At 37.5% G+C, this 25,330-nt stretch carries 22 protein-coding genes; 12 read left to right on the top strand and 10 right to left on the bottom strand.

Features of this window, described 5'->3' with window-relative positions; all coding sequences use genetic code 11:
* Nucleotides 1–139: 139 nt before the first annotated feature.
* Nucleotides 140–769: a phosphoribosylglycinamide formyltransferase gene (gene purN / locus VB797_RS02125; RefSeq protein ID WP_323235969.1), complete on the bottom strand. Its 630-nt coding sequence runs from the start codon at nucleotides 767–769 to the stop codon at nucleotides 140–142.
* 111 nt (nucleotides 770–880) lie between these two features.
* Between purN and VB797_RS02120 the strand changes: the two genes are divergently transcribed.
* The 3 genes from VB797_RS02120 (at nucleotide 881) to VB797_RS02110 (ending at nucleotide 3,509) form a co-directional block, all read left to right on the top strand.
* Nucleotides 881–1,441: a putative dsRNA-binding protein gene (locus VB797_RS02120; RefSeq protein ID WP_323235968.1), complete on the top strand. Its 561-nt coding sequence runs from the start codon at nucleotides 881–883 to the stop codon at nucleotides 1,439–1,441.
* 37 nt (nucleotides 1,442–1,478) lie between these two features.
* Entirely contained in the window at nucleotides 1,479–2,378 is a 900-nt protein-coding gene (locus tag VB797_RS02115) for a sugar ABC transporter permease (protein WP_323235967.1), read from the top strand.
* Nucleotides 2,379–2,855: 477 nt separating this feature from the next.
* Entirely contained in the window at nucleotides 2,856–3,509 is a 654-nt protein-coding gene (locus VB797_RS02110) for a pentapeptide repeat-containing protein (RefSeq protein ID WP_323235966.1), read from the top strand.
* Nucleotides 3,510–3,798: 289 nt separating this feature from the next.
* Here the strand turns inward: VB797_RS02110 and VB797_RS02105 are convergent, their stop codons facing one another.
* The 3 genes from VB797_RS02105 to fraC all read right to left on the bottom strand — a co-directional run bounded on the left by VB797_RS02105 (nucleotide 3,799) and on the right by fraC (nucleotide 6,343).
* Nucleotides 3,799–4,578 carry an ABC transporter permease gene (locus VB797_RS02105; protein ID WP_323235965.1) on the bottom strand — a complete coding sequence of 260 codons (780 nt, stop codon included), beginning with the start codon at nucleotides 4,576–4,578 and terminating at the stop codon, nucleotides 3,799–3,801.
* 69 nt (nucleotides 4,579–4,647) lie between these two features.
* The gene (gene fraD / locus VB797_RS02100) at nucleotides 4,648–5,709 is read right to left on the bottom strand and encodes a septal junction protein FraD (RefSeq protein WP_323235964.1); all 1,062 of its coding nucleotides are present in this window, start codon (nucleotides 5,707–5,709) and stop codon (nucleotides 4,648–4,650) included.
* Nucleotides 5,710–5,770: 61 nt separating this feature from the next.
* Nucleotides 5,771–6,343, bottom strand: coding sequence for a filament integrity protein FraC (fraC, locus tag VB797_RS02095; protein WP_323235963.1), 573 nt, complete (start codon nucleotides 6,341–6,343; stop codon nucleotides 5,771–5,773).
* A 208-nt stretch (nucleotides 6,344–6,551) separates the two neighbouring features.
* Between fraC and VB797_RS02090 the strand changes: the two genes are divergently transcribed.
* Together VB797_RS02090 and VB797_RS02085 are read left to right on the top strand one after the other, a co-directional pair.
* Nucleotides 6,552–7,688, top strand: coding sequence for a cob(I)yrinic acid a,c-diamide adenosyltransferase (locus tag VB797_RS02090; protein ID WP_323235962.1), 1,137 nt, complete (start codon nucleotides 6,552–6,554; stop codon nucleotides 7,686–7,688).
* Nucleotides 7,689–8,072: 384 nt separating this feature from the next.
* Nucleotides 8,073–10,643: a penicillin acylase family protein gene (locus VB797_RS02085; RefSeq protein WP_323235961.1), complete on the top strand. Its 2,571-nt coding sequence runs from the start codon at nucleotides 8,073–8,075 to the stop codon at nucleotides 10,641–10,643.
* Here the strand turns inward: VB797_RS02085 and VB797_RS02080 are convergent.
* Both VB797_RS02080 and VB797_RS02075 read right to left on the bottom strand, forming a co-directional pair.
* Nucleotides 10,640–10,909: a type II toxin-antitoxin system RelE/ParE family toxin gene (locus VB797_RS02080; protein WP_323235960.1), complete on the bottom strand. Its 270-nt coding sequence runs from the start codon at nucleotides 10,907–10,909 to the stop codon at nucleotides 10,640–10,642. The genes VB797_RS02085 and VB797_RS02080 overlap by 4 nt on opposite strands.
* Nucleotides 10,902–11,120 (bottom strand): hypothetical protein, encoded by a 219-nt coding sequence (locus VB797_RS02075; RefSeq protein WP_323235959.1) that lies wholly within the window; start codon nucleotides 11,118–11,120, stop codon nucleotides 10,902–10,904. The genes VB797_RS02080 and VB797_RS02075 overlap by 8 nt, the downstream gene beginning before the upstream one ends.
* A 197-nt stretch (nucleotides 11,121–11,317) precedes the next feature.
* Between VB797_RS02075 and VB797_RS02070 the strand changes: the two genes are divergently transcribed.
* On the top strand, nucleotides 11,318–12,520 hold the full coding sequence (locus VB797_RS02070) for a metallophosphoesterase (protein WP_323235958.1): 1,203 nt from the start codon (nucleotides 11,318–11,320) through the stop codon (nucleotides 12,518–12,520).
* A 162-nt stretch (nucleotides 12,521–12,682) separates the two neighbouring features.
* Nucleotides 12,683–13,753, top strand: coding sequence for a phosphate ABC transporter substrate-binding protein PstS (gene pstS / locus VB797_RS02065; protein WP_323235957.1), 1,071 nt, complete (start codon nucleotides 12,683–12,685; stop codon nucleotides 13,751–13,753).
* A 223-nt stretch (nucleotides 13,754–13,976) separates the two neighbouring features.
* On the opposite strand, the gene VB797_RS02060 is transcribed toward pstS, so the two are convergent.
* Nucleotides 13,977–14,309 carry a Mo-dependent nitrogenase C-terminal domain-containing protein gene (locus tag VB797_RS02060; RefSeq protein WP_323235956.1) on the bottom strand — a complete coding sequence of 111 codons (333 nt, stop codon included), beginning with the start codon at nucleotides 14,307–14,309 and terminating at the stop codon, nucleotides 13,977–13,979.
* A 319-nt stretch (nucleotides 14,310–14,628) separates the two neighbouring features.
* Here VB797_RS02060 and VB797_RS02055 point away from each other — a divergent pair, with 319 nt between their 5' ends.
* The 5 genes from VB797_RS02055 (at nucleotide 14,629) to VB797_RS02035 (ending at nucleotide 18,601) form a co-directional block, all read left to right on the top strand.
* Nucleotides 14,629–15,006, top strand: coding sequence for a hypothetical protein (locus VB797_RS02055; protein WP_323235955.1), 378 nt, complete (start codon nucleotides 14,629–14,631; stop codon nucleotides 15,004–15,006).
* Nucleotides 15,007–15,788: 782 nt separating this feature from the next.
* The gene (locus VB797_RS02050; protein WP_323235954.1) at nucleotides 15,789–16,595 is read left to right on the top strand and encodes an Rpn family recombination-promoting nuclease/putative transposase; all 807 of its coding nucleotides are present in this window, start codon (nucleotides 15,789–15,791) and stop codon (nucleotides 16,593–16,595) included.
* Between the two features lie 57 nt (nucleotides 16,596–16,652).
* Nucleotides 16,653–17,291 carry a Uma2 family endonuclease gene (locus VB797_RS02045; RefSeq protein WP_323235953.1) on the top strand — a complete coding sequence of 213 codons (639 nt, stop codon included), beginning with the start codon at nucleotides 16,653–16,655 and terminating at the stop codon, nucleotides 17,289–17,291.
* Nucleotides 17,292–17,495: 204 nt separating this feature from the next.
* Nucleotides 17,496–17,684, top strand: a complete 189-nt coding sequence (locus VB797_RS02040; RefSeq protein WP_323235952.1) for a type II toxin-antitoxin system HicB family antitoxin — start codon at nucleotides 17,496–17,498, stop codon at nucleotides 17,682–17,684.
* Between the two features lie 119 nt (nucleotides 17,685–17,803).
* Entirely contained in the window at nucleotides 17,804–18,601 is a 798-nt protein-coding gene (locus tag VB797_RS02035; protein WP_323235951.1) for a class I SAM-dependent methyltransferase, read from the top strand.
* Nucleotides 18,602–18,627: 26 nt separating this feature from the next.
* On the opposite strand, the gene modB is transcribed toward VB797_RS02035, so the two are convergent.
* From modB to VB797_RS02020, 3 genes are all read right to left on the bottom strand, one after another.
* Nucleotides 18,628–20,505 (bottom strand): molybdate ABC transporter permease subunit, encoded by a 1,878-nt coding sequence (gene modB, locus VB797_RS02030; protein WP_323235950.1) that lies wholly within the window; start codon nucleotides 20,503–20,505, stop codon nucleotides 18,628–18,630.
* Between the two features lie 94 nt (nucleotides 20,506–20,599).
* Nucleotides 20,600–21,400 (bottom strand): molybdate ABC transporter substrate-binding protein, encoded by an 801-nt coding sequence (gene modA, locus VB797_RS02025; protein WP_323235949.1) that lies wholly within the window; start codon nucleotides 21,398–21,400, stop codon nucleotides 20,600–20,602.
* 365 nt (nucleotides 21,401–21,765) lie between these two features.
* Nucleotides 21,766–24,636, bottom strand: coding sequence for a methyl-accepting chemotaxis protein (locus tag VB797_RS02020; protein ID WP_323235948.1), 2,871 nt, complete (start codon nucleotides 24,634–24,636; stop codon nucleotides 21,766–21,768).
* Nucleotides 24,637–25,330 lie beyond the last annotated feature (694 nt).

Raw genomic sequence — 25,330 nt, 5'->3', positions numbered from 1 at the left:
GAGTTAGGAGTTAGGAGTTAGGAGTTAGGAGTTAATTAAGAATAATGTTCCCCTTGTCCCCCCATCTCCCCATCTCCCCATCCCCCCATCTCCCCATCCCCCAATCTCCCCATCCCCCATCTCCCCATCCCCCATCCCCTCACCCCTTCGCTGCTAAACCGATCGCTGCGGGCAAAATCCGATGTTCTTGAATTTGAATTCTGGTGTGAAGCGTATCGGGGTTATCGTCGGGTAGGACTGGTACGGCTGCTTGCATGAGAATTTTACCGCTATCCATTTCTAAGCAAACTAGATGTACGGTACAGCCAGTTATTTTTACTCCGGCTTCTATTGCTTGTTCGATTGCTCCTACTCCTTTGAAGCTGGGCAATAAGCTGGGATGAATATTAATTATTTTGTCGGGGAATGCATCGATTAAGGTTTGAGTTGCTAAGCGCATCCAGCCAGCCATAATTACCCATTCCACGTCATGGGAACGCAATGTTTGGACGATTTGCTTATCTAGGTCTTTTCGGTACTTGTAGTCGCGATGATTGATGAGTACGCTCTTGATATTCCATTTATCGGCTCGTACTGCGGCGTAAGCATCGGGATTGTTGTAAATTAAAACTTGAATCTGAGCGTTTAATTGTCCGTTTTGAATCGCTTGGGCAACTGCTTCAAAATTACTTCCACTACCACTTGCCATAATTCCCAATTTTAAAGGTGTTGATACCTGCGGCTGTGTGGGGATATCGGGAGATATTAAACTTGGGGATACAGAATTCATAGCTATAGAAAAATTGGTAACAGGTAAAATCTTAATTCTTTTCTTGCCCCCAACTCTATTCCCGACTTACCTTAAAGCTGGAACTAACAGGCTTGTTTAAGCTCAAATTAGATGAATGAAAATGCAATTAATAAACTTCTAGAATTATTTAAAAATCTTGGCTACCTTGAGAATGATGTTAAGTTTGAATTCAAATCCGCGTGTCCTGCTTTACACTACTGCACTGTAAAAATAAAAATAAATGGTCGTACATTTGAAGCAAATGGTGTAGGTCGAAGCAAAACCGATGCGAAGATTGCAGCAGCAGAGACTTTGCTCAAAGAATTGCAAAACCATCCAGAACTTGTAATTAATTGGGAAGAAATAAATGTCGATGCACAAAGGGGTGATGCTTTAATTAAGCTTGCAGTGTATCTTTGTGCGGAGTGGCAAAGTGCAGATGATAAATCTAAAAAACTACAGAATCTCGAAGCTGACTCTCACCTTGTAAAAGTATTCGATCAATGGAAATCAAATGGCGATCGAGATTTAGCAATTTGGGGAGGTCACTTAAGCGTAAAGCGTAAAGCTACATTAGTAGAAGCTTTGCTATGGCAACGTTTCAGGATGCAAGTTATGACTGCAAATGCACCTACACAACTAGAATCTCTGTTAAAAATTTTGCGATCGTAACGGTAAAATAGCTGTATGCCAAATATCACCGCATTTCATGCAGCAAAATACTAAGTCTTCCCATTCTTTCAAAAATCTACTAGACAACGAAACCTTTGCAGCTTGGTTTTTCCTCGCTCCCGCACTGATATTATTAGGTATATTTGTCATCGGTCCGATCGCCTATTTGTTTTACCTTAGCTTCACAAATGGTAGTTTTACGAATGTTGGTATGACTTGGGTAGGATTAAAAAATTATTTACGTTTAATACTCGATCCTGATTTTTATCAAGTGATGTGGAATACAGCTTATTTCACAATTGCGACGGTGATACCTAGTATCGTTATCCCTTTAGGATTGGCTGTGTTATTAAACCGGGATATCATTTTGCGGGGATTTTTACGAACTGCTTATTTTTTACCTTCGATTGTGTCTTTAGTGGCTGCTGGTCTGGGGTTTCGCTGGCTATTTCAAAATGACGGTCCGGTGAATGTACTTCTCTCAAATATTGGTATCGAACCTATTCCTTGGTTGAGCAGTACTGTATGGGCAATGCCGGTAATAATTTTATTAAGTATTTGGAAACAGCTTGGTTTTAATATGGTGGTGTTTCTAGCTGGTTTGCAAGCTATTCCAGTTAGCCGTTATGAAGCAGCAGAACTTGATGGAGCTAGCGGTTGGGAACAGTTTTGGTACGTGACTTTACCGGGATTGCGACCGACTTTGATTTTTACAACTATAACCACTGTTATTTTCACTTTACGCAGTTTTGAGCAAGTTTACGTAATTACTGGTGGTGGTCCTTTAAATTCGACAAATTTGCTGGTTTACTATATCTATCAAGAAGCTTTCGGTCAGTTTGATTTCGGTTATGCTGCTGCTGCTGCAACTGTATTACTTGCGATCGCAATGGTGTTGGTTTATTTCCAACTACGGACTTGGAGTGAAGATAGTTAATTTTTTGTTTGTAGTGAGGCTTTTAACCCTCTTGAATCGAAGACTAACAAAATCTTTCATCCTAAAAGTTATTTCTAATATCTTGGTTAATAAAACATTAAATTTTAATTAGGATTATTATAATTTTTGATACTAGTATCAATATGTTTTATATTGTTAAGTTTTTACTTTAAATTTAAAGCGCGATCGCCAATAAAATGAGTTAAAAATAAGACTCTCAAAAGTCATAATATCGTGACTTATTGTATTTATATATCTTTAACTGTGGGGTTTTGGTGATTTTATCAGGATGCTTTGACAAATGATTTTACTGTAAAACAGCTATTTTCAGTTGCTTGAAGATTCTTTGATGGTTTTTTTGCATAAATTTTAAAATTGATTGTTTCAATCTTTTACTTTTAGGGTGTAACCTCGAAATACAGTAATTGTCGGGATGGCGATTTGAAAAATTTACACTCAGAGGAAAGCAAAAAGAATATGAGTAATTGTGCTGACAAAGAATTTCTGTTAAGTCAAATTACTGACAGTTTTGGTCTAAGGGATTTTAGCGGATACGATTTAACTGGAATCGATTTAAGAGAAGTTGATTTGAGCGGAGTCAATTTTACAGGAGCGGATTTAAGTAATGCAAATTTAAGCGGTGCAATTCTTACTAGAGCTAAATTAGATCGTGCAAATTTAATTCAAGCTAATTTACGAGAAACTTATATGCACGAAGCATCTTTCCGTGAAGCAAATTTAACTAAAGCAGATCTAAGACAAGCTTCTTTATGTGGGACTATATTTTCGGGTGCAAATTTGTGTGGTAGTAATTTACGAGAAGCTTCGTTGTGCGATGCTGATTTACAAAAAGCAAACTTAAATCAAGTTGAACTAATAGAAGCATCTTTAATTGAAGCGAATTTATTCAAAGCTAATCTTCAAAAAGCTAAATTATGTGGTGCGAATTTATTAGAAGCAAACTTGAATCAAGCCGATTTAACTGATGCTGATTTAGCTTGGGCTAATTTGACACAAGCAAACTTAAGAGAAGCAAATTTACAAGACACTAACTTAATAAATGCTAATTTAGATCAAGCAATTATGCCTGATGGTAGAATTAAACAAGTGAGAATTTTCTGTTTTAGTTGATATTTAATGATCGTAACATTCACAAACCCGGCTTTTTCAAAAAATCGGGTTTCTCGATATTAGAAGAATAGGGAATAGGGAGTAGGTAATAGGGAATTGGTAATAAGTAATAGGTAATAGGGGATAAAAAAAATTAAATGAGCATACTAAGTTTACCGAAAAATCTGCCGATAAATTTTATATTGATTATAATTATTAACTCCTAATTCCTAACTCCTAACTCCTAACTCCTAACTCCTAATTCCTAACTCCTAACTCCTAATTCCTAACTCCTAACTCCTAACTTTTTTTAAAATTCCTTTTGTGAAAAGATTAAAATAGCTAAAGCTAGAACCATTGCAGTGTAAATCAAACTGTATCCAGCATTTATAAATAGTGTTGTAGAATCTGGTAATGCTGATAAACCGTATACAGCTTCATTTTTCAAATCTAAACGTGATAAATCGGGTAAAAGTAAATATAAAGCTTGAGCTATTCTTTTAAGACCGGGATTTTCACCAATCCGAGTCAAATTAAGTAAATCTTGGGTGATATTTCCCATTAAATATACTGCAAATGTTAAAGCTGTTGCTAATATCGAAGCCGTAAATACACCAAAAGTAATAGCGATCGCGCTAATTAAAGATAGCTGCAATACTAGAAAAATAGCATTGACTATAATACTTGTGGCTGAATAACTGATGTTATTGATTTGTAAGAAAATTAAATAAATAGCGGTCATTGCGGCGACAATTAATGTTATAACAGCCGATAACCCCAAATATTTACCGACAACAAATTCATTTCGACTTACTGGTTTAGCAATCAACATTAAAATAGTGCGTTTTTCTATTTCTTTGTTAATTAATCCCGTACCTACAAACACCGCAATAATTAGACACAGGATGCTCATTGCGGCCAAACCTACGTCTAAAAACATTTTATCTTCAGTAGTTGCTGCAATTTGCGGTAAGAAATTAACTGCAACTGCCAAAATAACTGCGTAAAATCCGATAATGTATAGTATACGATCGCGGACTACCTCCAAGAAAGCATTATTCGCGATCGTAAATATTCGATTGACATTCATAGTGATTTAAGAATTAATCATTTTCACATATCAGTTATCAGTTATCAATTGTTAATTGTCAATTTATTGCTACTGATTGGGAGGTTTTCCCGTAAAGTAAGATATTTTAGGTGAACACTCTACTTCTGCAACAGTTATTTTTTCGTTTTGAGGATTGAGGGTGTCAACAGGTTCTGCGATCGGTTCAATCTGACATGACTTTTGCAGATAATATCCATTAGGTGCAGCGCTTGGACCATCCCAAACACTAAATAAATCCAATCTGTATCCAGAATTTAAATCTTCTGGGTCAATATTCTCTACATTTGCTTGAGTTTTCCATAAATCTTTTTCTTCAAACTCAGCTAGATGAATTGCTATAACTGCTTCTCCAAGTTCATTAACTCTTTCATTGGCATTCTTTAACCATAGTTCGACGTTAGACCAAGATTTTCCTCTTAACGCTGTTTCTACCGCTGGCTGAAGTTTGTTTAAGATTAAAATTCCGTTTTGAGGAATTTGATCTTCAGGTCGTAAAAAGGTCAATAAATCATTACGTTGAGAATCTTTCTTGGTAGCAATCGGATATCTTGCGCTGGGATATTCCTTCATCCATTCATCTGAAACTTCGTAGATATTTAACCAACAACTTAATAACATACAGCAACCAATCAAAACTATGACACTTTCGCGGTCTTCTAATTTTGGTAGCTGAGCGTTAACATCCGTACCCGTTCCTTCAAAAAATTCGGGAACCGCAGCAATTAATGCAGATATTGTTGGCCAAAAAACAATTGTTCTAGATATAACTTGGTCGTTTTGTTGAAAAGCAAAAATGCTGACTATACCTCCTGTAATCACTGCTCCAACAGGCATAACTGTACCAGGTATATATAAAGGTTTATCGGTGGTATACCAAGAAGTACCGCCAATTAAAAACACCCAACCAAAAAAGGCAATAATATCTCGAATCGCTCCTTCATAAGCTAAAGATGACATCAACCAAGAAAATATACTTAAATAAATTAATGTTTGCCAAGAAAAAGCTCTTGGTGGAATAAAGAAACGTTTAATCCGCTCAATAGCATCTTTTAAAAAATCAAATAAAACTGCTAAACCAAGTAAATCTAGAGTCTCCTTTACTACGCCCATTTTTTTCTCCTATTAATTACTGTTATTCCAAAATTAAATACTTTAACCAAATAATTAGTGATCACTGTACATTTGTGCGAGCGAACATCCGAAAGATTAAAACCAAAGTAATCGCACTATAGCTAAGAGAATTAGCGATTAATGTAGTAGTCAACAAACTAGTAGCTTGAAAGCTTTTTCTGGAACCACGGTGCATTTTTCTCGATAAAAGAATTGTGTCTTCTGGTTCTGGTTCTGCATTCTTTTCTGGCGGATCGCTTAATGCTAAAATAAATAATCTTAGCAATCCAAACTTTACCATTAAAGTGCCAAAGAAAGCGATGAAAGCAGTAAGAACAATACTGCTGTAAACATTATCCCCTAAGCTATTGTAGAGTAAAAAACTTATTAACTCTAACTTATATCTATCAAATAAACTACTTGCCTCCACCAAAAAGAAAATTATCCAACCAATTACATTAGAAAAGACATTTATTGAGATTGCATAAAAAACACTAGTCCTTTTATCAAACTTCAGTCTTTTATTTAGAATGTATGCTTCTATTGGAATAGCTACTAATATAAATAGAAAGTCGAATAAAATTACCCCAAAAGGAAAAGCTCGAAAATATCCAGAAAAGTCATAACCTAACATATGTTTACTTCCAAATTGCTTGTAGTTTGATTTGTTACAAATGTAATACGATAGTTGTACCAAAAAATAATATTAAACGGAATATACGTGTTTTACCATTTTTTACACCGGAACCGGATTCCTATAGATAAAAATTTTTATCCCTTCCTGATGGTACATAACCTTCGGTAAGATAAAAGACTGCCACATTACAGCGAGTAGAGTTGAAATGACAAGGAACGGCATAGGTATTCGCACGGCACAACTGCGTCCCACAAGGCTTAAAGGTCAAATTCACATTTATGATGGCGCGGGTAAAGGTAAATCTCAAGCAGCCTTGGGAGTAGTTTTACGTTCAATTGGTTTAGGTATCAAGAACTTAAATAACTACAATCGGGTCTTGCTGCTGCGGTTTCTCAAGGGTCCAGAAAGAGATTATGACGAAGACGGTGCGATCGCCGCTTTGCAAAGAGGATTTCCCCATCTAATTGACCAAGTACGTACTGGTAGGGCAGAATTCTTTGATAAAAATGAAATTATCCCTTTCGATAAACTTGAAGCAGTCAGAGGCTGGGATGTTGCTAAAGGTGCTATAGCTTCGGGGCTATATTCGGTTGTTGTATTGGATGAAATCAACCCCGTATTAGACTTGGGTTTATTAGAAGTTGATGAAGTAGTAAAAACTTTAAAATCCAAACCTCAAGAATTGGAAATCATTGCGACCGGGAGAGGTGCGCCCCAACAGTTATTAGATATTGCTGATTTACATTCAGAAATGAAGCCCCAACACAATTCCGCAGCAAAACTATATGGTTTGGAAGGAATCGAAATATACACTGGCTCGGGTAAAGGAAAATCTACCAGCGCTTTGGGCAGAGCTTTAAAAGCCATCGGTAGAGGCATTAATCATCCCGGTTCCACTCGTGTATTAATTATGCAGTGGCTCAAAGGTGGCAGTGGATACACCGAGGATGAAGCAATTTCCGCACTACAGCAATCATATCCGGAAGTAGTAGACCATCAACGTTGCGGTCGGGATGCCATAGTATGGCGTAACTCCCGGCAGGAACTGGACTACATCGAAGCCGAAAGAGGTTGGGAAATCGCGAAAACAGCGATCGCTTCGGGATTGTATCAAACCATCATTCTGGACGAACTCAATCCCACTGTAGATTTAGAATTACTAACCGTCGAGCCGATAGTAGAAATATTACTTCGCAAACCGCGCCATACAGAAATAATTATCACGGGACGCTGCCAAAATCAGCCAGAATACTTTGAACTAGCCAGCGTTCATTCCGAAGTCTACTGTCACAAGCATTATGCCAATGATGGAGTAGAACCCAAGCGCGGAGTTGATTTTTAGTTTAAAAGGGAGTGGGGAATAGGGAATAGGGAGTATCTCGTTACAAGGCTCTGGCTTTATGCAGGTTCCCAGCGGTCGGCTAGGAACCAGTTACTATTAACTAATAGGTAAAAACTAAAAAACTAATCATGGAATACACTAACGTACTCGACTTAGTTACAGCGGGACTTGCATTATCAATTCTGGTGGGTGGCTTCTTGATGATGTTCACCAACATTTTTACTACCAAAGGAAAATAATTCGTAATTGACAATTAATTATTTCCTGCCCCTTTTCTTTTTCTTCTCATTCCTTCCCAATTACCGTTCAACAATGCCTGGAAAGCTTTATAATGTCGCTTGTTTAGCCGTAATTATACCGTTGGGAAGCTGATGGATAAAGTAAATGAATCATATCAACAAAGATGGGCTTGGGGCAGTATTTAAGAATATTGGAATATTAGTTCTGGTATTACTTATTACTTTGGCTGGTTTAACTACTTACACATTTAGAAAATCTTTTCCTCAAGAAAACGGCGCGATCGCAATTCCGGGATTGGAAAGTGAAGTGAAAGTGCTGCGAGATGAATGGGGAATCCCGCAAATTTACGCTGCATCTAACCACGATCTATTTTTCACACAGGGCTACGTCCACGCTCAAGACCGCTTCTGGCAAATGGACTTTTGGCGACATATTGGTGCTGGAAGACTGTCTGAAATGTTCGGTGAGTCGCAGTTAGACAAAGATAAATTTCTACGAACGATGGGATGGAAGAAGATAGCGCAGCAGGAATTTGCCACATTAGATACCGATACAAAGGCAAATTTACAAGCTTATGCAGCAGGGGTAAATACTTATTTAGCGAAACATCAAGGTAGCGCTTTAAGCTTAGAATATACCGTATTAAAACTCCTCAATCGCGAATATCGTCCGGAACCTTGGCAGCCAATACACTCTATCCTGTGGGGTAAAGTCATGGCTTACGACCTGAGTACGAATTTGGGTGATGAAATTGAGCGGACTATTCTTTTAAAATCTTTTCCCAAAGAGCGGGTAGATGAACTTTTCCCGCTTTATCCTGAAGATTTTCCCGTAATTGTACCTGAATTTAAAGTAGCGAAAAAAGCTGGGAAAATCAAAATAAACGAAGATATAGAAGATGTAAATTTACTTGCTCTTAAAGAGATAACACCTAATTTAAAATCTATTGCGAGTAACGTAACTGCAATGGAAGAAATTCTTGGTGGAACGGGAATGGGTGTAGGTTCCAACAGTTGGACTATTTCCGGTAAACGCACGGCTACGGGTAAACCGATTTTAGCTGATGACCCGCATTTATCGGTGCAAATGCCTTCAATTTGGTATGAGTTAGGTTTGCACTGCATTTCAATAAAAGATTCAGTTAGCAGCAATTGTCCTTACAACGTTACGGGTTTTACCTTTGCGGGAGTACCGGGGGTAATTGTCGGTCACAACAACCGCATTGCTTGGGGCGTAACAAATGTAATGTCCGATACGATGGACTTATATGTAGAAAAAATTAATCCCGCAAACCCCAATCAATATGAGATGAATGGTAAATGGGTAGATATGCAGCTTGTGACAGAAGAAATTCAAGTTGCTTCCGGAGAACCAATAAATCAAATTATCCGCTATACTCAACACGGTCCAATACTTTCCGATGTTGTTCCTTCGCTACAGCAATTCGGTGAAAACTCGACAGTAAAAGTCCCTGAGAAATACGCCGTTTCCTTGCGCTGGAATGCTTTAGAACCTTCCACCTTAATTACTGCTATTCAAGAAATTAACCGCGCTCAAAATTGGCAGCAATTTCGCACAGCTGCGAGCAAATTTGATATTGCCGCTCAGAATTTAATATACGCAGACGTTGATGGAAATATCGGCTACCAAATGCCCGGTAGAACTCCCATACGCAAACAGGGAGATGGACGTTATCCGGTACCGGGTTGGAATAATAAATATGAATGGCAAGGCTATATTGATTTTGAGGAATTACCTCACAGTTTTAATCCAGCGCGAGGATATATTATTACGGCGAATAATGCCGTAGTTGATGAAAATTACCCTTACGTAATTACTAAAGATTGGGTTCACGGCTATCGTGCAAAACGCATTGAAGAAATGATTACTCGTACAAATCAGCCGTTGACTTTGGCTGATATAGAATCAATTCAAGGTGATACTCTTGATATTAATGCGCGGGATTTGATGCCTATATTAAAGTCAATTTATTTTGATGATTCTCGGCTTGAAAATGCGCGTCAATTGTTAATAAACTGGGATTTTCAACTCAAAATAAAATCACCAGCATCCGCGATATTCGAGACATTCTGGAAAAAATTGTTAGCGCTGACATTCCACGATGAACTACCCCAAGATTACTATCCCGATGGTAGCGATCGCTGGTACGCTGTGATGAACAATTTAGCCGTACAACCGAATAATTTATGGTGGGATAATCGTAATACCCCGGAAGTAGAAAACCGAGATGAAATATTTAAGCAAGCTTTAGTAGCAGCAGTAGATGAACTAGAAAGTAATTTGGGTAATAACCCAGAAAAATGGACTTGGGGAAAGCTGCATAAAATAGACTTTCGCAACGTTACTTTAGGTAAATCTGGAGTCGCTGTAATTGAAAAACTATTTAATCGAGGAACATTCGCAGCAGCAGGTGATGGAGAAACCATTAATGCTAATCGTTGGAAAGCCAATCAATCAACTTTTGAAGTTACCCACATTCCATCATTGCGGATGATTGTAGACTTAGACTCATTCGATAACTCCCAAGCAATTCACAGCACGGGACAATCGGGACACGCATTCAACCGTCACTACACCGACATGATTAGACCTTGGCGCGATACTAAATATCATTCCATGCTTTGGGAAAATGAGAAGATTAATCAAAAGGCTGAATCAACGCTTTTATTAGTACCTGATTCTAATTCCTTCTAACTTTTATCTCGATAAACATCTTTACGATGTCCGATCCTAATAACGCTGATTAGAAGAATATCATCAAAAATATCGTATAAAACCCGATAGCTACCTACTCGAATTCGATAACTATTTTCCGAGTCTTTTAACTTTACAACTCCATCAGGTCGGGGACTATCACCTAGCCGATCAATTTGTTCTTTTACCCGTGTTTGTTCTTGTACAGATAACTTTTTAAGTTGTTTAGATGCAGCCTTGGTAAATTCTATTTGATATTCAGTCACTATCTAACTCTCGTTTTACTTGTTCCCAAGGAATAGAGCCATTTCTTTTTATATCTTCCCGGTTTTCTTGTATTGCTTTAATATCTTCTTCGTCTTCTGCTTTACGAATATCTAAAAGTTCTATGACATCTTCTAACGTGTCTTCGTAAGCGTCCTCTAGTCGCTCATTAATTGCTTTAAGCAATTCCCGTCTTCTAGTTGTAGTTTCCATTTTTTACCTTCTTTCTCAAACACAACACTAACAGGACTCATTTATTCCTACTTGAAAATGCTTACATAAATAAGGTTAAAGATCAATTAGAGTTAAGAGTTAGTTTTTTTGTCTCCTTCAAATTTGTATTCTGGTATAAAAATAAATGACCCAACTATCCGCTATATTTACGGTGTAGTTGACCGGGGACTCGAAAAATGCGTCGGCGAAGGTTTTTTATATTTGCCATTCTAGGATTAGCGCTGAGTATCTTCTGCTTCGCTTGTACAAGCATCAATCGGGAAGCGACACAAACACCTCAAACACCCGTTACACAACAAACTAATAAACCACGGGTTGCAAATTTACCACCAGAAACAGAAGCAATTGTTAAAAGTGCTGGTGCGAATGGTTTATTCGATCCCCCTCGTGGAGATGTGCGGTTAGCAGTTATTAGCGACTTGAATTCAGCTTATGGTTCCACTGACTACGACCCAGAAGTAGATAAAGGAATAAACTTATTACCATTTTGGCAACCAGATATGGTAGTTTGTAGCGGGGATATGGTAGCCGGTCAAAAACCGTCGCTTACCGAAGCGCAAATTAAAGCCATGTGGGCAGCATTCGATGTTCATGTAGCAGCACCTTTACGTAAAGCAAACCTACCTTACGGCTTCACAGTCGGCAATCACGACGCTTCTAGCGCTAAAGGAGTAGGAGGAAATTTTCTGTTTCAACAGGAAAGAGATTTAGCTTCCGACTACTGGAATAATCCCGAACACGATCCAGGAATTGAATTTATAGACAAAAACGAATTCCCATTTTTCTATACCTTCAAGCATAAAGATATATTCTTCATGGCTTGGGATGGTTCATCACATATAATTCCCCCCGAAAAACTGGCTTGGATAGAAAAAGCTTTAGCTAGTCCCGAAGCGCAACAAGCTAAAATGCGGATATTACTCAGTCATTTGCCTTTATATGCAGTTGCGATCGGTCGCGACCAACCAGGTGACGTAATGGAAAACGCCGACCAATTGCGAGTAATGCTAGAAAAAAATAACGTTCATACCTATATTAGCGGTCATCACCACGCTTATTATCCCGCTCATCGCGGTAAATTACAGCTACTCCACATGGGTATTTTAGGTTCGGGTCCCCGTCCGTTAGTTGACGGCAATTTACCACCAACTAAAGCAATCACGGTCGTTGATATTAACTTTAACTCCCCAGAATTAACGACTTATACCACTTACGATATCAGAACTTTAAAACTAATCGAGAACGAGCAACTTCCCCGTTTTTTAACAGGTCATAACGGTATAGTTTTACGCCGCGATGTAGAATATCAAGATTTAAAACCAGAAGAAAAAGCCACTTGTGAAGCAAAAATCGGTGTGAAACTCTGCACTAATCAGTGACCAATTTGATTAAAATTCATCCGATTTTGGATTGATTTTTGAAAGTCTTAATTTCGTAGTGCGAGCATCTTGCTCGCTATATCTCTCATTCGAGCAAGATTTATCTCTGTAAGACACGCTACGAAGACGGACTACCTAACTTGAATTAGATATTTATTAATCATGCTCAAACATTTTTTCTCAAATAAATTCTTGGTTTTATTCACTTCTGTAATCTTAGTAATAGTAGGTTGTCAATCTCAACCACAAACTAATACTAACCCTGCAACAACTCCCGAACTTGCAGAATCTGTGTCTCTTAACGGTGCAGGTGCAACTTTTCCCGAATTTCTCTACCAGAAATGGTTTCAAGAATATAACCAGCAGCATCCCAACGTCCAATTAAATTATCAAGCTATAGGAAGCGCAGCAGGAATTAAACAAGTCATCTCTAACACCATTGATTTCGGTGCTAGCGATATAGCGATGAGCGATGAAGAAATCAAGCAGGTAAGCAAAGGTGTTGTTTTACTTCCCATGACTGCTGGTAGCGTTGTTATTGCCTATAATTTACCCAATATCAAAAGCGGTTTAAAACTTTCGCGACAAGTTTATGCGGATATGTTTTTAGGGAAAATTACTCGTTGGAATGATTCTCAAATCAAAACATTAAATCCCGATATTAACTTACCCGATCTACCAATTCTTTTAGTTCATCGTTCCGATGGAAGCGGGACAACTGCTGTATTTACAAAACATTTAAGCGCTATCAGTCCCGAATGGCAAAAAAAAGTAGGTTCTGGTTTAAACGTTCAATGGCTTACTGGTGTCGCAATTAAATCAAGTTCCGGAGTCACCGCTCAAATTCAACAGCAACCGGGGACTATTGGCTACGTAGAATCTACTTACGCGGCTGAGTCAAATTTATCAACCGCTGCGCTACAAAACAAAGCCGGTAATTACATCGAGCCAAATACCCAAAGCGTTACCGAAGCACTCCGCAGCAAACCATTATCAGATGATTTACGAGTATTTATTACCGACCCCGAAGGAGATAATTCTTATCCTATAGTTACCTATACTTGGCTTTTGGCTTATAAGAATTATGCGGAACCGAATAAAGCCAAAGTATTTAAAGATGTAGTTAAATGGTGTCTTACAGATGGTGAAAAATTTGCGACAGAATTGGGATATATTCCTTTACCAAAAGATGCGATAGATAAAGTTGAAAATGCTTTGAAAGAGATTAAGTAAATAATTTGTAGGTTGGGTTAAAGGCGCACGAATAATATTTATAATTGACACAGAGTATAGATACGCCGTAACCCAACATTTGTCATTTGATTTTATATGAGATTATTTTACATATACTCATGTATAAAGTGCATTGTTCAATTGTATTTTGAATATTAATTTTAATTATTTAGTTGAGCATTCTAGATTGTGTTGGATTTAGTTCCTCAACCTAACCTACAAACTAGCAATAGCAACGTACATCTTCACCACATTCATCGGCTAAATAACAAAGCGCTCGGAACCGTAAGACAGTCAATTCCTCATACAGTGGATTAAGTTTGCATAAGGGTGGAATATGTATAAGGTTACGACCAAATAAACAAATATCTCGCTCAAAAGGACACTGCACGGGAATCATCTTACAGATAAAATGAGCTAATGCAACATTATTAATCTCAAGTTTATTCAGCCAGTGACGTATAGGATTTAATCCACCGAATAAAGGCTTTAAAACATTGATTAAATCAATTGAATAAAAGGTTGCTTGAGGAGTACGTTTGATTAAGTTCAACATGACTGCATCCAAATTTATCTAATTTTTAAGCTATATCTGTAGTTTATTCATAAGCTATACGAATGTAAACATCTGATAAATATAAAAATCATTTATGTAATATAAGTTTAGCTTAACACTGTTTTTTTTACCTATATAAGGAATGTCCCATTCAAGCGAATTGTAAATTTACAAAGCTTTCTCGTCGCGAAACAACAGTTGGCGATCGCCGATTATTCTCGTATTTACGATTTACGAAAAGTACTTGCGTGCAAATGTAGATATTCATTATTAATTGCATCAATCCTCAAACATACTGCTGCAATTAGGAGTAGCAAAAATGAGTGAAAATGATGAATTCAAGCAATTTCTTCCCGATGCAGAATTTGAACCCGAACAGATTGTTTATTCCGTTCCTCCCAACGATCAACCTCTTGATCGGGAAAAAATGCCATCTGGGTACGATCCAATGGGTAGAATTAAATTAGAAGGAATAGCTTTTAGAGGTTTAGCAGCAGGAAGAATTCCTTGGTGGGTGCTGATAACAGGCTGGTTCGTCTTTGGAATTGTGACTTTTGCGATGTTAATTCCTGCGATCGCGCTATTCGCTTCCGATCTGATTATGCTATTACCAACCTTAGTTATTAGTTCCATTCCTTTCGTAATTCTATGGAGAGGGACAGCTGCAAAGTTATCTGTTAAGAAAAAATTAAAATAGAAAAATGCCGGTTAGGTTAAATCTCACTGCTTCTTAAGCTAAGCTGATGTGCAGCTAAATTAGATAATGCGAAAATTTGAAAAGGTTGTAGTGCGGTAGCGCAGCGTGTCCGTAAGGACATGCATCTTGCTCGCTAGTACTATACAAATTAAATGCGTAGCAGCTTAGCATCTGGCATAATTGTGTCGCAAAAAATGGCATCTACCAAGTAGGGAGCGCTTTCCATATGGAACACGTCTTCACTAGAGCGATTCACTAGTAGTCTTGACTTTCATCATTGGCTTTTCAAGAAACCGATCGATCACCATTAATAACTTATTTTCTTCTGGTTCAAAATATTTCTCGGTCGTTGTAACGGGGAAAATAGGCATATGAAAAATCAGAAAGTATCGTAACTTAGCATTTATATATTTTTTTTAATATCAAAATATTGAAGTTACTTTCCTTGAGGAATAGAATTCATAAATTAAAATTATCTCAAGAGTTAGATGTAAAATTGGCGCTTTAATGGAACAATACAATAACAAAAATTAAACGTATAATTATTTAGGATGAATAGGTTGAATCGTCATTTTTATAGAAGCATAAAACAGGGATTTTCTTATTTGTCAATCGGAATATTTAGCAGCATTATCCCTTAACCATATCTCGCCCTGCTAGCGCCCAAAATTATTCTGATATCAACGGTCATTGGGCAGAAGAATGCATTTACATTTAAATAAATTTTTAAAATCTCCAAATATGGTAATTTCATAATAATCTGTTTTTCAATCATCCAATAAGTGAAAACCGACAGCATCTTCTACCGTCTTTTCCAAGAATTTCCCAACATATTCTTTGAATTAATTGGTAATCCCGCAACTGCCACGGGGTATCAATTCTCATCAATTGAAATCAAGCAAACTGCTTTCCGAATAGATGGTGTATTTCTCCCAAACCAAGAGGAAAAGCCCATTTACTTTGTCGAAGTTCAATTTCAAGTAGATTCAGAGATCTATTCGCGGCTGTTTACAGAAATCAATTTATACCTGCGCCAAAACCAACCAAAAAATGATTGGTTTGCTGCTGTTATTTACCCAACCCGCAGCATCGATAGCGCACCAATCAAACATTACCGCGAGTCCTTTGCATCGGGTAGAGTTACCCGTATTTATTTAGATGAGTTAGGAGAAAATGCGTCATTACCTATTGGAATTGCTACGATAAAATTAGTTATAGAAAATGAAGACAAAGCTGTACAAGAAGGCAGAGAGTTAATTACTAGAACTAGCCAGGAAATAGAATCAGTAAAGCAGCGGCAACAATTATTACAATTAATTGAGACGATTTTGATTTATAAATTACCCAGCATGGATATCAAGGAGATACAAGAAATGTTTGAATTGAGCGATTTGAAGAAAACACGAGTGTATCAGCAAGCGTTTGAAGAAGGAGAACTTAAAGGAAAAACGGAAGGAATAGAAGAAGGAGAACGTATAGGAAAGCTACAAGCAGTACCACCAATGCTAGCTGCTGGATTGACTGTGGAACAGATAGCACAAGCTTTAAATTTAACTGTTGATGAGGTGAGACAAGTAAGCCAAGAATAATCTTCTAAATAAAGGCGATCGCGCATTACAACAAAATATAACGAGCAATAAATACCCATGTACGCTGTAATTTCCCGTCAAAAAACCCAACTTCCTCCCGGAACCGTAGTGCGAATGCCCGGAACATGGCAAGATTATTGCTATCTGCGGGATAGTCGAGGTGATGGTTCTATTCCCAGGATTAAGTATCGCAATGGCGAAATTTTACTTATGAGTCCCTTACCCCGACACGGACGTGAAGCCAACATTTTGGCGGATATTGTCAAAGCATTACTTGATAGCGAAAGCCGCAATTACGAAGCTTTCACGCCGATTACAATGGATATTCCCTTATATGGTGGAATTGAGCCAGACTACTGTTTTTATATAGATAATTGGCAAGCTGTGATAGGTAAAGATAGGATTGATTGGCAAGTTGACCCACCACCCGATCTAGTAATTGAAATTGATGTCACTTCCTACACTGCGGCTGAGGATTTTCTTCCTTACAAGGTTCCAGAAGTTTGGTTATTTAAGAAAAGTGGTTTAAGTATTTATGGATTGTCGGGGGATAGCTATCAAGAGCGATCTTTTAGCCGTTATTTTCCAGATGTTAATTTGTCTGCAATTATTAATCAAGTGCTGAAAGTTGCATCTGAGCAAGGAACTGGTGTCGCAATTAGGGGTTTGCGTACCTCATTGAGTGGGGAATCGTGATACATAACGAGCAACAGATTTTACAAAAGGGCTTACAGATTCTTTTCTTGAACATGGAGCCATCCGAGGTTGCGCGGTTCTGTGCAGCGTGCAATATCGGTAGTGGAGATTATCTTAAACTTAAAGATGAGCTTTTTGCTAAAGAATCTGTAGAGAGTTTGTACTATAAGATTTTAGAGTTTCAGGAGTCCAAGGTAAAACACGATGAAAACTCGTAGCTTTACGGTAATTGTGTACAAGGAAGAAGATATGTACATTGCCGAATGTCCGGAAGTTGGTACGGTAGATCAAGGTGAAACCATTGAAAAAGCTGTTGCAGGACTTAAAGAAGCAACGCGGTTTTACCTTGAAGAATTTCCTTTGCCTGAAGCTATTTCCAGGTTGGCACATTAAGCAGCATTCTCAAGCAAGCACAAGTCATTCCTGAATAGTTTATCGAGAATCTATGAGAGTCTTTATCAAACCTTATAATGTGCTGTAGACCTTTATAGCTTGATATGGAGTTTGATTGAGTGGGAAAACCTAACTATTACGATAATATTGCTGATGTCTATGACCAAACTCGCTGGTTAACAGAATCAATCGCTGAGGAAGTTGCAGATTTTATTGTTGAATTAGTTCGTGCAACACCTGAGACATCTTTTCTAGAACCTGGTGTTGGGACTGGCTTGAATGTTTTTCCTTTAGTCAAACATGGCTATTCTGTAACAGGAATAGACGTGTCTCTAGAAATGCTCAACCAATTTAGGCAAAAACTGGACGAAAATCCTCCAAATCTGAAATTAATACATGGGGATGCTTCACAATTGCCTTTTACAGATCGGAGTTTTGACGTTGTGTTAACTGTCCATATGGTTCACACTGTTTCAAATTGGAAGTTATTTCTTGATGACATTGATCGCGTATTGAAACCGCAGGGATTTTATCTCAATGCTCAATGGATTACTCCACCCGCACGCATAGAATTTGAGCGTCATTTCAAAGCCATTTTATCCAAGTTTGAAACAGCACAAACATCAAAAGGAGTCAATGCATTAATAGAAGAAATCAATATAGAAGATTATTTTTGCCGCAAAGGTTATCAGTCAAACTATGTAATTGCGAAAGAATGGACAGTAAGCAACACGATTGCTGAACTACTTAGTTTTTTTAGATTGCGACCATATGGTTTATGTTGGCGAGTGTCAGACGACATTTTCGGTCTTGTAATGAATGAGTTCGAAGAGTTTTGTGCCGAATATTACGGTTCCTTGCAAGCAGAGTTATCATCTGAAGCAAAGTTTGAGATATGGGCTTATAGCGCAAGCTAACCAAAATATTTCCAAATCTCCCACAATCAACTCTCCATCAACATCAACCGCAACGCATCTAAACGAACGTACCAAGGAAAAGGTCTATCTTTAATAACTTCCCATTTCTCCTTATAAATTTCCACCTGCAAATCGTAATCTTCCAAATCTCTACAAGGATTATTCAACTTCAAATATACGCTAACTCGGTGCTGGGTTTCACTAATATCGGCAACCCAACAAGGAAAGGTATTCTCACGATTTTGATCGTTGGTAAAAGTAATGTGATGAGCGCGTATTCCTAAGTATTTCAAGTTACTAGGAATCGATTCTACTACTTGTAAATTACAGTTCCAATCCAAAGCCTTAACTTGATGAACATCAACAAATTGAGCGCGAGAAATATTTTTACACTCAGTTACTTTAGCTACAACTAAATTTGGCGATCGCTCAAAAATATTCTCTTTTGTATCGTTAGCAATTACTTTTCCTTCTGACATTACTAAGATATTGCTGCTCACACGGTAAGCTTCTTCTAATTTATGGGTAATAAATAAAGTTGCACCTTGATAAGATGAAAGCACTTTTCTGAGCAACTTTTCAATTTGATTACGCAGATAAGTATCGAGTGCGGAAAGTGGTTCATCTAATAATATTGCTTCCGGTTCAATTACCAAAGCCCTTGCTAAAGCGACTCTTTGCTGCTGTCCTCCGGATATTTGATGTGGGTAACGGTTTTCTAAATTTTGCAACTGCATCATATTAATATATTGCTGCACTCTTAATATGCGTTCTTGTTTTGAAATCTCTTGCAAACCAAAGCCAATATTTTGCGCTACGGTCATATGAGGAAACAACGCATAGTTTTGAAACAGAAAACCAATCCGACGTTTACGACTGGGAAGATTAATTTTACGTTTAGCATCAAATAGAACTCGTCCATTTAAAATAATACATCCACGAGTTGGCTTTTCTAATCCAGCGATGCAGCGCAAAGTCAAACTTTTACCGGAACCAGAAGCACCTAATAATCCTAATGTGTTGTTATCTGCGGTGAATTCTACTTGTAATTGAAAGCTGTTTAAATTCTTTTCAATATTAACTATAAGTTCTTTCCTTAACTCGCGTAGACGGATTTTCTCTGTGTAATCACGGTTGACCGTTACCAAATTATCCGAAAATTTAATATCTCCAAACTGACCATAAATCACAAAATTTAAAATATTTCTAATTAAATTTGCACCTCTGACATCTTTATTTTTAGAGATACGTTGCGATTCATCCCAAACATTGATAATCGCGATCGCAACTAAAGAAATTGCCACCATTATCAATACCCAAATCAAAGCTTTATGCATATTCCCGGCTTCAGCAGCAAAAAAAATTGCGATCGGCATTGTCTGGGTTTTACCCGGTATGCTACCAGCTAGCATTAAAGTAGCACCAAATTCTCCCAAGGCTCTGGCGAAAGCCAAGATTATTCCCGCGACGATTCCCGACCAAGATAACGGTAAAGTAATTAACCAGAAAATTTTACCCTCAGAAGTCCCCAAAGTCCGAGCGCAATTAGTTAAATCACTATCAACTTGCTCAAAGGAACTGAGTACAGTTTTATACATCAAAGGAAAAGCCACAACCGTCGATGCAATTACAGTAGCCCACCAAGAAAAGATAACGGGAATTCCTAGTTGCATTAAAAGTTGTCCGACAGGACTATTAATTCCAAACAGCAACAGTAGCAAAAACCCTACGACTGTAGGCGGTAATACCAAGGGTAAAGTGAAAATACCATCAATTATTCCTCTGGCTTTACCTTTATATTCCTTCATCCAGGCTGCTGCTGCAATTCCCATAAAAAAGGCGAAGATCGTAGCGACTGTCGCTGTTCTCAGCGAAATCCACAGGGGAGATAAGTCAAATTCCATACGCAGATAAATGGGAATAAAAAAAGTCCCCAAATTTTAGATTAGTTTTCATCAAAATCCTCCGCAAAACGCAATGATTTCTCCGAAATATCTATCAACCAGCAATTTTAAAACCATATTTTTTAAACGTATCTTTTGCGCGATCGCCATTTAAAAACTGAATAAATTCTTTGGCTGCTTGTGGATTTTGAGTACGTTTAATCGCTGCAACTGGATAAATAATTGGTTTATGAGTATTTTCTGATGCGGTAGCCACAATCTTAACTTTGTTGGAAATTTTGGCATCTGTAGCATAAACAATGCCTGCATCAACATTACCCAATTCTACATAAGATAAGACTTGACGAACATCTTTGGCAAATACGGTTTTTGGTTTAAGTTGGTCGTAAATTTTTAAAGAAGTCAAAACTTGTTTTGCATATTCTCCAGCAGGTACACTTTCTGGTTCTCCAATGGAAAATCTTTTGATATTAGAATTTGTCAACTGTTGAAAGTTAGAAATATTAACGATATTAGCTTTATTCGGTACAATTAAAACCACATCATTTTTTAACAAATTTTTGCGAGTTTCTGGAAGTAAAAGGTTTTCTTTATTTAGCTCATTTATAAATTTCTCATTTGCTGATATAAAAATATCAACCGGGGCCCCTTGTTTGATCTGTTGTGTCAAAGTACCCGAACTGCCAAAATTATAGGTAATTGTAGTGTTTGGTTTTTCTTTTTGGTAAACTTCTCCTACTTCTTTGATTGCATCTTGCATACTAGCAGCAGCCGATACCGTTAATTCTACGCTTTGATTTGTAGGGGTAGTTGATGTAATTTGATTACAGCCAACAACTGTGAAAAATGAAACAAATATCCCAGCAATTAACGCAAAAAAACGTCTTCTATTCATTCGCTTGATTCTAGTGTTGCTGAAGAATAAATTCCAGCACCGTAAAAAGTTAATAGTTAATATTGAGACATGAATCTTAAATTACATTCTGTAGCGCAAATAACTAAAACGGTGACAAAATACTTGCGTTTACACGGTATTTAGATATAAATAAAGACGCGATATATCACGTCTCTAAATCAATCTTTATTATTAACTTTTAATTCTAATAGGACTTACGTTAGCGGAGCGTGACGCGGTAGCGTCATTATTGTCACAGTCACGGGGAAGGTGCGTGACGCTACAAGTCTTATTACTACGTTCAAATTTTTTCATAGCGTCACAGCACCCTACAAGAAAATATGCCTTTTTGCTAACTCCTAATTCTAATTAACCTTAAACGTACCTACACTTTCTTGAAGACGCTGGGAAATTTCTACGGTTTGCTGTAGTGAGTGGGATACTTCCTCAGAATAAGTTGTAGTACGTTGCGAGATGTCGGCAATGTCTTTCATCAAGTGACTAACTGCTTGAGATGTTTGCACTTGAGATGCAGTAGCTTCAGAAATAGAATTTACTAAGGAGTCAATTTGACGCGAAACCTGTAAAATCTGGTTCAAGGAATACTTGGCATCTTCAACAATGCGGGTTCCTTCGACTACGCTAGTAACTCCAAATTCAATCGACTCTACTAGATCGCTGGTTTCTCTCTGGATATTTTCTACTATTTGCTGGATTTCCTTAGTAGCAGAAGCACTTCTGGCTGCAAGTTCTCCTACTTCTTCAGCGACTACCGCAAAACCTTGTCCTTCTTCACCAGCACGAGCTGCTTCAATTCCAGCGTTGATTGCGAGTAGGTTGGTTTGCATGGAGATTTGGTTAATTAATGCTACAACTCTACTAATTTCTTGAGTAGATTCACCCAAACGTTTAACTTTTTTCGCCGTTTCACCAACGGTTTCTCGTAAATTAGCAATATTCTGTACTGTTAAATCCATTGCTGCACCGCTTTGTGTAGCCGCGATCGCCGTAGAGTTAGCAACTATAGCAGCTTCATGAGCGTTTTGTGCTACTGCTTTCATGGAATCAGTCATGCTATCAACGGATAATAGAGTTCGGTTGATTTCCGCTGCTTGAGTTTTAGCTTCCGTTGCTAAGAGAGCGATCGCGCTGGAGTTGGAACCCAAGGACTCATTCACCTGAGCGGCTGATGTTTTGACCTCGGTAACAATTTCTCGCAAATTTTCGACGATGGAGTTAAAAAAGTCGGCAACGGTACCAATTTCCCCTTCAATTACATCAGCACGTACCGTTAAATCTCCCATTGCTGCACCTTCGATATTTTCGAGCAGTTCCAAAAGCTGTGTTTGCAGTTTTTCTTTTTGCTGTCGTTCAATCTCTGAAGTTGTTACAGCGATGTTTCGTCCCTGCTGTATCTGCTGTAAAAGTTCTGCTTGCTCTAAAGCGTAACCAATTTGAATCGCGACTTGTCTAAATAAGTTAACTTCTATTTCTTCCCAGGAGCGTATACCCGCACAGTCTTGAGCGACAAATAAACCGTGTAATTTTTCGTTGACAAAAACTGGTGCTAATAAGAATGCTTTAACATCCAACTCTTGAAGCTGTTGGAGGTAAGATTCATTCAACCGTAAATCTTGAATATTTTCGACTACTTTAATGCTGCCAAATTCATATTCTTCAGGATACTCGCTAACTTGATAGGGGTCGTTAACTTTCAATCCCATCACAGCATTTAAAGTATAATCAACAGCTTCGGCAATTATTTCACCCCTGGAATCTTCTAACCGATAGAAAACTACTCGATTTACTTGTAAAGTTTCTCGCGTAGTTGTGACAACTGTTTTGAGAATTGTTTCGCTGTTGAGAGTTTCCCTAATACGACTGGTAATTTGGTTTAATTGCAGTGCTATTTTTGCTTCTAATTCTTGACGGCGGACTTGTTCGGTAATATTGTCTGCCATTGTATTAAAATTAACAGCTAAATCACCAATTTCATCAGTAGCAAAAACCTCCGCACGAGAAGTGCGATCGCCCGAAGCAAATTTCTGTGTAGTTTCTTGCAGGTTTTCGATGGGACGAATCATTGCTCTACGTAAAATTACTGACCAAAAACCAACTAGTAATAATGCTATTAAGACAGTTACAGCTTGTTCTAACAAACTTTCTGTGAGCAAACTATTAAGTGCTGTTTCCGGAGTTCCTCGGACCAAAATTGCAGGGGATATTTCTGAGTAAACGGCTTTTTTACCTTCTGCTTCTTCAATAATTTGATTGGGAACAGCTTTAGCCGCAACCGTATAATTTATACCTTCAACATTCATGCGTCCGGTAACGACTTTACCTTTAGCTTTTGCTGCTGCTTCTAATAAAGATTGACCTTGGGGAGATAAAGGAACATTCGGTGTAGCTCGATTAATGTTTCCTTCGGTAGTATTTTGAAGAGATGCTGCTAAATCAAATCTCCCTGTCGGTTGGTTTAAATAAATTGCGCTGTAACCACCATTCATTGCTTGTAAAGTTTGCTTGACAATCGCATCTTTGCCGTTGACAATATCCCCGGAAATCAAAGCACCAACAACTTCTTGGGTTTGAGGATTTTTTACAGGTGTAACGGTGTAGCGAATTAAAGCATCTTTCTTTTTCAGTTCGGGTAGCGGTGGTGATTCTTTGCTCAACTCTGAAGCAGTAACAATCGCACTCGCTTTAATTTGTCGGGGATTCTGCAATACCTGACTAACCAAATTATTTGGGTTAAAAGTCTCACCCGCGCGGTTAGCATTAGCACTAGCAATAATTTTTAAATCCGTACCAACCAAAGTCGCATATTCAATATTTCTAGCTTTAATCTCGTTTTGCAAAATTCGCTCAACAGAAGTTATTAAAGTTCTGTTTAAACGATTTTCAGCTTTCAAAGTAGCTGCTGCAATAATCGCAGCATTATCTGACTGTCCCCGAAAGCCAAAACCCATTTGATCGATCTTGATATTGTAATTAATATCCGATACTGCAACTTCTGACTTGGCTTGTTCGAGCAATTGATTCCGCAAACCTTGAGTAATAATTAACGTACCTCCGATACCTATCCCCAAAATAGATACCAATTGACAGAAAATTAACGCAATCAGTTGTTTGTGGCTAATTGGTAGGTTATAAAACTTTTTTAGCCAAGTATTTCGCGTCTTCGATGAAGTTGTTTTAACAGAAATTTGTGGCGATACTTTAGAAGTATAGTTCATTGCTTTGGCTAAGGTTTTTTTCAGGTAAATATCGGAAATATTCTGATGATTTTATTGATTAGAAATATTAACCATAAACCGAAACGGGGATATTTCGTAAGCTAATTTCAGACAATATTTAATAAATTTATATTTATATTTGTATTTTTACTTAATTTGTTTTTATTTAATTAATAAAAATATCCCGTGCATAGCTGATAGAAAATTGTACCTAATATTAAATGTGGTTTTCACGACCAATTTACAATATTTTAGTCAATTTTTATGTATATTAAATCACTCAGTTTTTATCGTTAAACTAAAAAATTAGTAAATATTTATGTGAAACGGCGCTGCGTTAATCATAATTATGACTGAACAATCAAGCTAATAGCTGTAAGTTTGCTTTAAAGATATTTGATTTTTTAGTAAATTTATTAATAAGACAATAAAATAGACAGTACTTACGCACGGACTAAGTGTTTACGTCATTACGAGCGTAGCGAAGTAATCGTAAAGCCTTATTTCTCGTTACGAGTGCGTAAGTCCTAATAGAACCAGAAATTTTATTTATGATTACAAGTAAAAACCAAAAAGCCCAATATCTTAAAGATACCGGGCTAATTTATTTTGACAAATTATTTAGAAAATACGTGTAAATTTATTTATTTTCAAGGTAAAGAAATGGAATTATGAGTCGATGAAATAATCAACT

This window comes from Rivularia sp. UHCC 0363 (genome assembly GCF_034931125.1).
GTDB lineage: Bacteria > Cyanobacteriota > Cyanobacteriia > Cyanobacteriales > Nostocaceae > Rivularia.
This window is presented reverse-complemented; position numbering and strand designations above follow the sequence as displayed.

Coding starts and splice junctions, on each gene's coding strand:
- VB797_RS02070 (WP_323235958.1), top strand. CDS start 11,318: ATGCGTCGGCGAAGGTTTTTTATATTTGCCATTCTAGGATTAGCGCTG.
- VB797_RS02075 (WP_323235959.1), bottom strand. CDS start 11,120: ATGGAAACTACAACTAGAAGACGGGAATTGCTTAAAGCAATTAATGAG.
- pstS (WP_323235957.1), top strand. CDS start 12,683: ATGCTCAAACATTTTTTCTCAAATAAATTCTTGGTTTTATTCACTTCT.
- VB797_RS02040 (WP_323235952.1), top strand. CDS start 17,496: ATGAAAACTCGTAGCTTTACGGTAATTGTGTACAAGGAAGAAGATATG.
- VB797_RS02060 (WP_323235956.1), bottom strand. CDS start 14,309: ATGTTGAACTTAATCAAACGTACTCCTCAAGCAACCTTTTATTCAATT.
- purN (WP_323235969.1), bottom strand. CDS start 769: ATGAATTCTGTATCCCCAAGTTTAATATCTCCCGATATCCCCACACAG.
- VB797_RS02115 (WP_323235967.1), top strand. CDS start 1,479: ATGCAGCAAAATACTAAGTCTTCCCATTCTTTCAAAAATCTACTAGAC.
- fraC (WP_323235963.1), bottom strand. CDS start 6,343: ATGTTAGGTTATGACTTTTCTGGATATTTTCGAGCTTTTCCTTTTGGG.
- fraD (WP_323235964.1), bottom strand. CDS start 5,709: ATGGGCGTAGTAAAGGAGACTCTAGATTTACTTGGTTTAGCAGTTTTA.
- VB797_RS02045 (WP_323235953.1), top strand. CDS start 16,653: ATGTACGCTGTAATTTCCCGTCAAAAAACCCAACTTCCTCCCGGAACC.
- VB797_RS02105 (WP_323235965.1), bottom strand. CDS start 4,578: ATGAATGTCAATCGAATATTTACGATCGCGAATAATGCTTTCTTGGAG.
- modA (WP_323235949.1), bottom strand. CDS start 21,400: ATGAATAGAAGACGTTTTTTTGCGTTAATTGCTGGGATATTTGTTTCA.
- VB797_RS02020 (WP_323235948.1), bottom strand. CDS start 24,636: ATGAACTATACTTCTAAAGTATCGCCACAAATTTCTGTTAAAACAACT.
- VB797_RS02090 (WP_323235962.1), top strand. CDS start 6,552: ATGACAAGGAACGGCATAGGTATTCGCACGGCACAACTGCGTCCCACA.
- VB797_RS02110 (WP_323235966.1), top strand. CDS start 2,856: ATGAGTAATTGTGCTGACAAAGAATTTCTGTTAAGTCAAATTACTGAC.
- modB (WP_323235950.1), bottom strand. CDS start 20,505: ATGGAATTTGACTTATCTCCCCTGTGGATTTCGCTGAGAACAGCGACA.
- VB797_RS02120 (WP_323235968.1), top strand. CDS start 881: ATGAATGAAAATGCAATTAATAAACTTCTAGAATTATTTAAAAATCTT.
- VB797_RS02055 (WP_323235955.1), top strand. CDS start 14,629: ATGAGTGAAAATGATGAATTCAAGCAATTTCTTCCCGATGCAGAATTT.
- VB797_RS02085 (WP_323235961.1), top strand. CDS start 8,073: ATGAATCATATCAACAAAGATGGGCTTGGGGCAGTATTTAAGAATATT.